Origin of the sequence: Pseudomonas sp. WS 5146, assembly GCF_012985495.1 — a bacterium.
In the GTDB taxonomy this organism is placed as follows: Bacteria; Pseudomonadota; Gammaproteobacteria; order Pseudomonadales; family Pseudomonadaceae; genus Aquipseudomonas; species Aquipseudomonas edaphica.
Map to the genome: position 1 here is coordinate 22,802 of NZ_JAAQWL010000008.1, position 10,246 is coordinate 33,047.

A 10,246-nucleotide genomic window follows, 5' to 3' on the forward strand; every position below is an offset into this window, starting at 1 on the left:
GCCAACTCTCCTCAGCTCAGGCGCAGGCGACTGGCGCCGACCAGACGGTTGTAGATCAGGTACAGCACGACGGTCGCCAGCAGCAGCAAGCCGCCCAGCGCCGTGGCCATACCCCAATTGATGCTGGTGTTGGTGTAGAACGCGACGAAATAGCTGACCATCTGGTCGTTCGGGCTGCCGAGCAGCGCCGGGGTGATGTAGTAACCAATCGCCAGGATAAACACCAGCAGGCAACCGGCGCCGACACCGGCATAAGTCTGCGGGAAGTACACACGCCAGAAACTGGCAAACGGGTGGCAACCCAGGGAAATCGCTGCACGCATATACGTGGGCGAGATGCCTTTCATCACGCTGTAAATCGGCAAAATCATGAAGGGCAACAGGATGTGCACCATCGAGATGTAAACCCCGGTGCGGTTAAACACCAGCTCCATGGGTTTATCGATCAGCCCCATGCCCATCAATGCGCTGTTGATCAACCCACCGGACTGCAGCAGTACAATCCACGCCGCCACCCTTACCAGGATTGAGGTCCAGAACGGCAGCAATACCAGAATCATCAGCAGGTTACTTTTGCGTGCCGGCAGGTTGGCCAGCAAATAGGCCAACGGGTAGGCCAGCAGCAGGCAGATGAAGGTTATTACCAAGCCCATCCAGAACGTGCGGGCGAAGATGTCCAGGTAGATGGCCTGGTCAGGCGTGGCCGGGGCCACTTCGCCAAGGTCATTGATACGGTGATCGACAGCCGCCAGCAGGTAGTACGGCGTGAGGCTGCTGGTATTACGCCGGATCGCCTGCCAGTACGCCGGGTCGCCCCAGCGTTCGTCGAGGTTTTCCAACGCTTCCTTATAAGAGGCGGGCGCTTCGGTAAACGGCAGCGCCCGCGCGGTTTTGGTCAACAGGCTGCGGTAGCCGGCCAGTTCCATGTTCAAGCGTTTGGACAAGTCGCCCAGCGTCTGGTTTTTACGCGCTTCACCCAGGTCTTCGCTGAGCGCCTGATACACCGGCTCACCCGGCAGGCCGCGACCGTCCCAGGTCTTGACCGCCACCACGGTACGCGGCAAACCGCCCACCACTTCCGGGTTGCCGACGCTTTTGTAAAGCAGCGCAACAATCGGCACCAGGAACACCAGCAGCAAAAACAGCACCAGCGGCGCAATCAAGGCCTGGGCCTTCCAGCGATTGAGCCGCTCGGCACGCGCCAGGCGCTGCTTGAGGGTGGGGCTGGGAATGGCGATAACCATGGCAAACTCCGGAAATCTTCTAAGAGTTCCCTGTGAGCGGTGCTTTTTTGTGGGAGCTGGCTTGCCTGCTCCCACACCAGCCTGCTTTCACAGAGGAATATGCGGTGTTACTTGGCCGCCCAGGAATTGAAGCGCTGCTCGAGCTGCTCGCCGTTATCCGCCCAGAAGCTCACATCGATCTGCACCTGGTTGGCGATGTTTTCCGGGGTGGTCGGCATGTCTTTCAGCACATCCTTGGCCAGCAACGGCACAGCCTGGGTATTGGCCGGGCCGTAGGCGATGTTTTCCGAGTAGGTCTTCTGCTGTTGCGGCTGCACCGAGAAGGCGATGAATTTCTTCGCCGCTTCGGCACGGTCCTTGGCCAGGCCTTTAGGGATGGCCCAGGCGTCAAAGTCGTAGATGCCGCCGTTCCACACCACTTTCAGGTTGCTTTCTTTTTGCACGGCAGCGATGCGGCCGTTGTAGGCCGAGCTCATGACCACATCACCCGAGGCCAGGTACTGCGGCGGTTGTGCGCCGGCTTCCCACCACTGGATCGACGGTTTGAGTTCGTCGAGTTTCTTGAACGCGCGATCCTGGCCGTCTTTGCCAGCCAGCACTTTGTACACGTCTTTGGGGGCCACGCCGTCCGCCATCAAGGCGAATTCCAGGGTGTACTTGGCGCCTTTGCGCAAGCCGCGCTTGCCTGGGAATTTCTTGGTATCCCAAAAGTCCGCCCAACTGGTCGGTGCAGTGGCAAGCTTGTCGGCGTTGTACGCCAGCACGGTGGACCACACAAAGAAGCCCACGCCGCAGGGCTGAATCGCGCCTTTCACGTAATCGGCGCTATTGCCGAACAGTTTCGGGTCGAGCGGTTCGAACATGTCTTCGTCACAGCCACGGGACAGTTCCGGCGACTCCACTTCCACCAAGTCCCACGACACGCTCTTGGTATCGACCATGGCTTTGACCTTGGCCATTTCACCGTTGTACTCACCGGCGACGATCTTGCCATTACCCGCGCTTTCCCACGGTGCGTAAAAGGCTTTGACCTGAGCCGCCTTGTTCGCGCCACCGAAGGATACGACCGTCAGGTCCGGGCCTGCCATGGCCTGTGTCGCGCCCATCAAGCCGATGGCCAAGGCGGAATATTTAAGGGATCTCAACATTGTTGTTCTCTCCACGTGCAGGGTTGGTGAAGCCATGGGGCGATTAATTCGCCTCTAGAAGTGGGTCGAGTGCGCGAACGTGCTCGACTTGCCAGCCAATCGGTACCACGTCGCCGACCGCAAGCGCTGGGTCCAGCTCAGCGATCGGTTGTTTCACAAAAAAATCGGCCTTGCCGCAGACTTCCAGGCGCACACGCACGTGGTCGCCCAGGTAGATAAATTCCGCCACCCGCCCAGAGAAGCGGTTGACGCAGGACTCACTGGAGCCATTGAGGCTGACGCGCTCCGGGCGTACTGACAGGGTCACCGGGCCGCCGAGCTGGCCGACATTCACTGCCAGCGCCTCGACCTTTTCACCGCGCGCCAACTCCACCACACAGCGTTCGCCGGTGTGGCTGTGCAAGCGGCCATTGAGTCGGTTGTTCTCGCCGATGAAGTTGGCGACGAACGTGTTTTTTGGCTCTTCGTACAGCGTGCGCGGCGCGGCGATCTGCTGGATCTCGCCCTGGTGGAACACCGCCACGCGGTCGGACATGGTCAAGGCTTCGCCCTGGTCGTGGGTCACGTACACCACGGTCACGCCGAGGCGCTGGTGCAGGTGCTTGATCTCCATCTGCATGTGTTCGCGCAGTTGTTTATCGAGGGCGCCGAGGGGTTCGTCCATCAACACCAGCTGCGGTTCGAACACCAGCGCGCGGGCCAAGGCCACGCGCTGTTGCTGACCGCCGGAGAGTTGCGCCGGGTAACGCTGGGCGAAGGCATCCAGCTGGACCATGCTCAGCACGCGTTTGACCCGCTCGCTGATATCGGTCTTGCTCAAGCCGCGCACCGACAACGGGAACGCCAGGTTCTCTGCCACCGTCATGTGCGGGAACAGCGCGTAGTTCTGGAACACCATGCCGATGTCGCGCTTGTGCGGCGGCACGTTGTTGATAGCGCGCCCGGCGAGCAGGATTTCCCCGGCGGTCGGCGTCTCGAAACCGGCGAGCATCATCAGGCTGGTGGTCTTGCCCGAACCCGACGGCCCGAGCAGGGTGAGGAACTCGCCCTTGCGAATCTCCAGGTTGAGGTCTTTGACGATCAGGTTCTCGCCGTCGTAGCTCTTCTGCACGCCACGAAAGCTGACCAGCACATCATTTGAATCCACCTCGCTCATACCCGCACCTTTTGTTTTGGACTGCTGTGGCACAAAGCGTAGTCCAGGCGCGAGCCCCCGGAAATCGGGGGCGAGGAGAGAATCACATCAGCAGGATGGAAGATTGGGGGTAGGGATTGCCCTACACGGATGGCGGGCAGAGAACAGTGCGGCGGCAATCGTCAGCGTCTGCCGGCAAAGCCTATGTCGTAAACAGATACGCGCACCTGGAGGAGCCCGGCTTGATCGTTCCCTCGCTCCGCGTGGGAATGCAGCCCAGGACGCTCTGCGTCCTAAAGCGTGACGCAGAGCGTCACAAGAGGTGTTACCACGCGGAGCGTGGGAACGATCGAGGGGGTTACAAGAGTTTGTGTTCCATGGCGTACTTCACCAGTTCGGCCAGGGAGGTGATATGGAGCTTTTGCATCAACCGCGCCTTGTGGGTGCTGATGGTCTTGCTGCTCAGCGCCAGTTGCTGGGCGATGTCATTGACGTTGGCGCCCTGGGCCAGGCGCTCGAACACTGAGAACTCGCGCTCCGACAGTAACGAGTGCAACGGCCGCGTATCGGTGAGGCCGACCTCAAAGACCATGCGGTCCGCCAGGTCCGGGTCGATGTAACGCCCGCCCGCCGCCACCTTGCGAATCGCCGTCAGCAACAGCGCCGGGTCACTGTCCTTGGTGGCATACCCCGCCGCCCCGACTTTCAGGGCGCGGGCAGCCATTTGCGCTTCATCGTGCATCGACAGCACCAGAATCGCGGGCGGGTTACTCAATGCACGGATGCGCGCAATCGCTTCCAGGCCATTTACGCCCGGCATCGAGATATCCAGCAACACCACCTCACAGGCGATATGGCGCAAGGTCTCCAGCAACTGCTCGCCATTGCTGGCCTCGCCGACCACCAGCAGGTCTTTGGCCAGGCCAATCAATTGCTTGATGCCTTCACGAACAATGGTGTGGTCTTCGGCTACCAATACGCGAATCACAGGGGCTTGCTCCTATCGTTATGCATCCAACGGCACCGTGACACTCAAGGTGGTGCCCTCCCCAAGTTCGCTGTGCAGGCTCAATTGCCCGCCCATCATCAGCACCCGCTCACGCATGCCGACTACGCCAAAGGATACCGGGCGGCCGGGGTTCTCGACGAAACCGACGCCGTCATCGCTGATGGTCAGCCGCAAGTCGGCGCTTTCCACTGTCAGGGTCAGTTCGACAGTATGCGCCTGGGCATGACGCATCACATTGGTCAGCGCCTCCTGCAGGATGCGGAACAGGCCAATTGCCTTGGCATCGCTGAGGGCCGGCAGGTTATCCGGGACTTGTACCAGACAGGGAATGTTCGTGCGCGCTTCGAAGCGGCGGGCTTGCCATTCAATCGCCGAGGCGATGCCAGCGTCGAGAATCGGCGGGCGTAGCGCGGTCGCCACATCCCGGACAAGCTGGAACAGCTGGGCGATCAGGCGTTTCATGCTGTTCAGGCGCTCGGTCAAGCCCGGGTCCAATTGCGCATAGGCCAGCTCGCACATCGAGGTCTCCAGCTTGAGCACCGTGAGCATCTGACCCAACTCGTCATGCACTTCACGGGCGATACGCGCCTTTTCCTCTTCGCGCACGGTTTCAAGGTGGGCAGAGAGCTCGCGCAGCTGTGTTTCGCTTTGCTGCAAGGCGGCCACGTAACGACGGCGCTCGGTGACGTCGTTGAGATAAACCACCAGGTATTCGCCCTCGGCAAAGCGCAGGAAGCTCAACGACACATCCGCCGGCAGGATGCTGCCGTCAGCGCGCACGCAATCGGCGGCGAAGGTCTGCGGGCCTTCTTCGCTGGCACGCGCACGCTTCCATACGTCGAGCCAGCGGTCCATGTTCAAGGTCGGGTCAAAATCGATCAGCGGTCGCTCGATCAGCGCGCCCGCGGCGTAGCCCAGCATGGTTTCGGCGGCGCGGTTGGCGTAACGCACATGGCTGTCCCAATTGACCCAAAGAATGCCGACCGTACTTTGATCGATGGAGAACTGCGTCAGCCGCAACGCTTCGGCACCCGCCGCACGCGCGGCGCTTTCTTCTCGGGCGGCCAGTAAGCTGTGTTCCAGCACTCGCTGGTGGCGGCGCTGCCAAACCACCACGGCGAGGCTGGCGAGCAGGAACATCGCCAAGAGCAGGCTGAGGTTTTGCCACAGGCCCGGCGATTCCGTCAGCCGTGGGTATTTGGGTTGCAGCCAGCGGCTGTGCAATTGGTCGAGGTCGCGGGCGGGTATCGCGCGCAAGGCACTTTGCATGATGCTCGCCAGCTCCGGCCACTCACGGCGCGTGGCCACACGCAGCAATTGCGGCAGGCCGATATCGCCAACCACCGCCAGCCCGGCAAACTCCGCCTCGCCGGACAATCGGCTCAATTGCGCCTCATCCACCACGGCATAACGCGCCTGCTGGCTCACCAACAATTGCAAGGCCTGACGCTCCAAAGGGACGCCTTGCAGGTTGAGGTTGGGATAATTGCTACGCAGGTAATCGGCGACAGCGCTGGGCATGCGCACGGCGACGCGGGACAGCTCGTCAAGCTTTTCCAGCTCCACCGCGCCGCCGCCCTCGCGAATGCCGACGATATGCTGAGGCACGCGCATGTAAGGGTCGCTGAATAACCACAGACGCAAACCCGCCGGGGTTTGCTGCAGGCCCGGGGCGATATCCACCTCGCCATCGCGCACGGCGGCTTCCAATTGCTCCTGGCTGGGGAAATTGCGCCAGGTCAGGTCGATATTCAGCGCTTTGGCCAGCCATTGCATCAATTCGACATTCGCCCCGGACAGGCGCTGCAGGCGCCGATCGTATTGGGCGTACGGTGCCTGCAATACCAGGCCCACGCGCAACTGCGGGTGCTGCGCCAGCCATTCACGCTGCTGAGCATTGAGCTGCGCCTGCGGCGCGATAGGCGCAGGCGCGGCATTCGCCATCAAGGCAAAGCACACACAGCCGATAACCAGCAGACAGCGAAAACCCATGATCCACGTCTCACATCACTGACAAACACTGACCAACCCATTAGGCTGCTGGAATCACTTCTGGCCGGGAATTAACGATGCCCTTTACCCACCGTTCGGCACTGCCAGCATTGTGCCTATCGCTGCTATTTACCAGCGCCTTTTCTGTTCACGCCGCCGACGCGCCTGCGCCCACCGCCGAAAAACCGGCTGAACGCCAAGCCCTGCCCGAGCGCAGCCAGGAAGAAGCCAACGCCCTTGAGCGACAACTTCCACGCCAGGAACAACAACAGTTGCAGGCCGGCACCGACTCATTCCTGGCGCTGTGGAAACCTGCCAACAGCGCCGAGCCCGAAGGGGTGGTGATTATCGTACCGGGCGCAGGGGAAAGTGCTGACTGGCCGCAAGCAATCGCGCCCTTACGGCGCAAGCTGCCCGATGCCAATTGGGGCACCCTCAGTCTGTCGCTGCCGGATGTGAACCTCGACACCTTGCCGCCACGGGTCATGGAGCCACCTAAAGCCGCCGTCGACACCAGCAGCAAAGACGGCAGCACGGCCGCCAAACCGATCGAACAAGCCGCCAGCGCCGAAGCCGAAGGCACTGACCCGGCGGTGGTGCCTGGTGCTGATGAACAAGACAAGACCGACGCCAAGCGCATCTTTGATCGCATTGACGCCGCCGTTGCCTTTGCCCAAACCCAGAGCGCCCGCAGTGTGGTACTGCTCGGCCACGGCACCGGCGCCTGGTGGGCTGCGCGCTACCTGAGCGAGAAACAGCCGTCCCAAGTGCAGAAGTTGGTGATGGTGGATGGCAAGACGCCAGCGGCCAGGCAGCCGGACCTGCAAAAACTGGCACCGGCGCTGAAGGTGCCGACGGCGGATGTGTATTACCAGGACGGCGCTCAAGAGCGCAAAAACGCCCGGGAACGCATGCAGGCCGCCAAGCGGGCGAAGAATGACAGCTATAAACAGGTGTCACTCAAGACCTTGCCGGGCAACAGTGCGGCTGAGCAAGAGCAGCTGTATCGGCGGGTTCGCGGGTGGTTGAGCCCGGAGCCGGCCTCCAACTAATCCAGCCTGGCAAGCCGATCAACTGTGGGAGCTGGCTTGCCTGCGATAGCGGACTGTCAGTGACATCTGTGTTACTGACACATCGCTATCGCAGGCAAGCCAGCTCCCACACTGATTGGGTTGTCACTTCCAAATGGTGGTGGCTACCTGAAATCCCGCCGCTCACGAATCAACGCATAGGCATTGTGCAACTCGCGGGTACGCTCGGTGGCCTCACGCACTTGCGCCAGGCTCGCGCCACTGCCGGCGATCTTGTCCGGGTGATGGCGGCTGAGCAGGCGGCGATAGGCACGTTTGATCGCCGCCGGTTCGCTGGTGGACGTCACCCCCAGAATCCGCAACGCCTCCTGATACGCCCCGCCACGACTGGCCAATGGCTTGCGTTCGGGGGCGTAATCAGACGCCAGCGCCTGCAGCTGTTGCGGCGTCCACCCCAGCCACTTGCCCCATAGGTCAATCAGGTCGCGCTCGGCGTCATCGGCCCTGCCGTCCGCCCAGGCCATGCGCCAGCATGCACGCAATACACCTTCTGCCGCATGGGGTTGGGCTTTGAGTACGCGCAGGTAATTGCGCACTCGGTCGGATCCCGACTTGCCACGATTGAACGCGGTAATCGCCCGGCGCTGGGCCGGCTCGCTCATGTCCAGCGAGCGCATCTCCTGGCGCGCCTGCTGAATATGCCCATCCACCACCCGGCCATTACTCTTGGCCAGGCGCCCCAACAAAACAAACAGCAATTCGTCGTTGCGCAACGCCGGGCGCCCGCCCAGGCGCTCGCGCAATTGCGCCCAGCTGTGCAACTGCAGGCGGCGATCCAGTGCCTGCCCCAGCAATGCGCCCAACAAGGCCCCCGGAATACTGGCAATGGCAAAGCCAGCCCCGGCACCGATCAGTGTCCCTGGCCACAACATCTTATTGCCCCGCAGTCAGCAAGGTTTCAACCTGCGCCAGACGCTCCAGCGTGCCGACATCAATCCAGCGTCCTGTCATGTGCTCTCCCGTTACCAGACCTTTGGCCATGGCCTCCCGCAACAGCGGCGCCAGTTTGAAGGCACCGGCGCTGCAACCCGCGAACAACTTCGGGTCGAGAACTGAAATGCCACTGAAGGTCAGGTTATCGGCACCGGGCGCGGCATCATGAAGCAGACCTTCGTCCAGGTAGAAATCGCCGCCAGAAGGGTGATGCGCCGGGTTATCGACCATCACCAGGTGAGCCAGGCCCTTGAGCGGTTGCTTGAGGAGATTGAAGTCGTAGTCGGTCCAGATATCACCATTGACCACCAGAAAAGGCTCCTCGCCCAACAACGGCAGCGCCTGGAAAATTCCGCCACCGGTTTCCAGCGGCTCGCCCTCGGGCGAGTACTGAATGCGCAAGCCAAACTGCGCACCATCACCCAGGTAGCTTTCAATCTGCTGGCCGAGCCAGGCATGGTTGATCACGATATCGGTGAAGCCGGCCTTGGCCAGCGCTTCAAGGTGATACTCGATCAAACGCTTGCCGCCCGCCTGCACCAGTGGTTTGGGCGTGTGCAACGTGAGCGGGCGCATCCGCTCACCTTTGCCTGCTGCCAGGATCATCGCCTTCATACGCGCGCCTCGGTTGGTTCACGCAGGCTGGCGAGCAGCTCGCCCAACTCGTCCAGCTCCGGCCGGTCGGCCAGTACCGCTTCTATATAAGCAAAGAAACGCGGCACATCGGCCAGGTAGCGTGGCTTGCCATCGCGATGGCAGATGCGTGCAAAAATGCCGATGACCTTGAGGTGACGCTGCACGCCCATCAGGTCACTGGCCCGCAGGAACTCGTTGAAATCCGCCTGCACCGGGATGCCCAAAGCGCCAGCACGTTCCCAGTAGCCGCGTTGCCACGCCCGCACACGCGCCTTGGGCCAGCTGAGAAACGCATCCTTGAACAGGCAGGTGATGTCATAGGTGACCGGGCCGTAGACCGCGTCCTGGAAGTCCAGCACGCCGGGGTTCGGCGCGCTGATCATCAGGTTGCGCGGCATATAGTCGCGATGCACCAGCACTTTGGGCTGGGCCAGGGCGCTGTCGATCAGGTGATCGCTGACGCGTTGCCATAAGGCCTGCTGCCGGGTGTCGAATTCGATACCCAAATGCCGGCGCACGTACCACTCCGGAAACAATTCCAGCTCACGGCGCAACAAGGCCACGTCATAGCTGGGCAGCGGCGCGTCCATCGGCAATTGCTGAAAAGCCAGCAACGCGTCGATGGCATCGGCAAACAATTGATCGGCGTTTTGCGCGTCAATCACGTCCAGATAGGTTTTTCTGCCCAGGTCATTGAGCAAAAGAAACCCGCGCGGCAAATCTTCTGCATAAATTTTTGGCACATTTATTCCCGATTTCGCGAGTAAATCAGCGATATCGACGAAAGGTTTGCAGTTTTCCTGGGGCGGTGGAGCGTCCATGACGACGAACGTGCGACCGCCGCCCTCCCACCGGAAATAACGCCTGAAACTCGCGTCGCTGCTGGCCGCGGTCAATGTGGCCGGAGGTACGACACCCCAGTCCTGAGCGTTGAAAAGGATCGGCAACTGCTCATCCAGCCAAACTTTCAGCTGTTGTAAACGTAGATCTTGCTCGGGCATTACAAGGGTCTCCGACGGCGCTAGCCGTCAAGCGGGTCATGCTTTATTATCACGCAT

At 61.3% G+C, this 10,246-nt stretch carries 9 protein-coding genes; 1 reads left to right on the forward strand and 8 read right to left on the reverse strand.

Going from position 1 to position 10,246, the window contains the following annotated elements; translation table 11 throughout:
* Nucleotides 1–11 precede the first annotated feature (11 nt).
* The 5 genes from HBO41_RS20020 to HBO41_RS20040 all read right to left on the reverse strand — a co-directional run bounded on the left by HBO41_RS20020 (nucleotide 12) and on the right by HBO41_RS20040 (nucleotide 6,528).
* On the reverse strand, nucleotides 12–1,244 hold the full coding sequence (locus tag HBO41_RS20020; RefSeq protein WP_017138074.1) for an ABC transporter permease: 1,233 nt from the start codon (nucleotides 1,242–1,244) through the stop codon (nucleotides 12–14).
* A gap of 107 nt (nucleotides 1,245–1,351) precedes the next feature.
* Complete coding sequence (locus HBO41_RS20025) at nucleotides 1,352–2,392, reverse strand: ABC transporter substrate-binding protein (protein ID WP_169987466.1); 1,041 nt, start codon at nucleotides 2,390–2,392, stop codon at nucleotides 1,352–1,354.
* 43 nt (nucleotides 2,393–2,435) lie between these two features.
* Nucleotides 2,436–3,548, reverse strand: a complete 1,113-nt coding sequence (locus HBO41_RS20030; protein WP_017138072.1) for an ABC transporter ATP-binding protein — start codon at nucleotides 3,546–3,548, stop codon at nucleotides 2,436–2,438.
* 337 nt (nucleotides 3,549–3,885) lie between these two features.
* Nucleotides 3,886–4,515 (reverse strand): response regulator transcription factor, encoded by a 630-nt coding sequence (locus HBO41_RS20035; RefSeq protein WP_017138071.1) that lies wholly within the window; start codon nucleotides 4,513–4,515, stop codon nucleotides 3,886–3,888.
* An 18-nt stretch (nucleotides 4,516–4,533) separates the two neighbouring features.
* Entirely contained in the window at nucleotides 4,534–6,528 is a 1,995-nt protein-coding gene (locus HBO41_RS20040) for a histidine kinase (RefSeq protein ID WP_169987468.1), read from the reverse strand.
* Between the two features lie 77 nt (nucleotides 6,529–6,605).
* Here HBO41_RS20040 and HBO41_RS20045 point away from each other — a divergent pair, with 77 nt between their 5' ends.
* The gene (locus HBO41_RS20045) at nucleotides 6,606–7,580 is read left to right on the forward strand and encodes an alpha/beta hydrolase family protein (protein ID WP_169987470.1); all 975 of its coding nucleotides are present in this window, start codon (nucleotides 6,606–6,608) and stop codon (nucleotides 7,578–7,580) included.
* Nucleotides 7,581–7,723: 143 nt separating this feature from the next.
* Here HBO41_RS20045 and HBO41_RS20050 read toward each other — a convergent pair whose 3' ends face one another.
* From HBO41_RS20050 to HBO41_RS20060, 3 genes are read right to left on the reverse strand one after another with little or no spacing between them, the layout of a single operon-like run.
* Nucleotides 7,724–8,491 (reverse strand): TerB family tellurite resistance protein, encoded by a 768-nt coding sequence (locus tag HBO41_RS20050; RefSeq protein ID WP_169987473.1) that lies wholly within the window; start codon nucleotides 8,489–8,491, stop codon nucleotides 7,724–7,726.
* Nucleotide 8,492: 1 nt separating this feature from the next.
* Nucleotides 8,493–9,167, reverse strand: a complete 675-nt coding sequence (gene murU, locus HBO41_RS20055; RefSeq protein ID WP_017138067.1) for an N-acetylmuramate alpha-1-phosphate uridylyltransferase MurU — start codon at nucleotides 9,165–9,167, stop codon at nucleotides 8,493–8,495.
* Nucleotides 9,164–10,189: an aminoglycoside phosphotransferase family protein gene (locus tag HBO41_RS20060; RefSeq protein ID WP_169987475.1), complete on the reverse strand. Its 1,026-nt coding sequence runs from the start codon at nucleotides 10,187–10,189 to the stop codon at nucleotides 9,164–9,166. Before HBO41_RS20060 ends, murU begins: the two co-directional genes overlap by 4 nt.
* Between the last annotated feature and the right edge of the window lie 57 nt (nucleotides 10,190–10,246).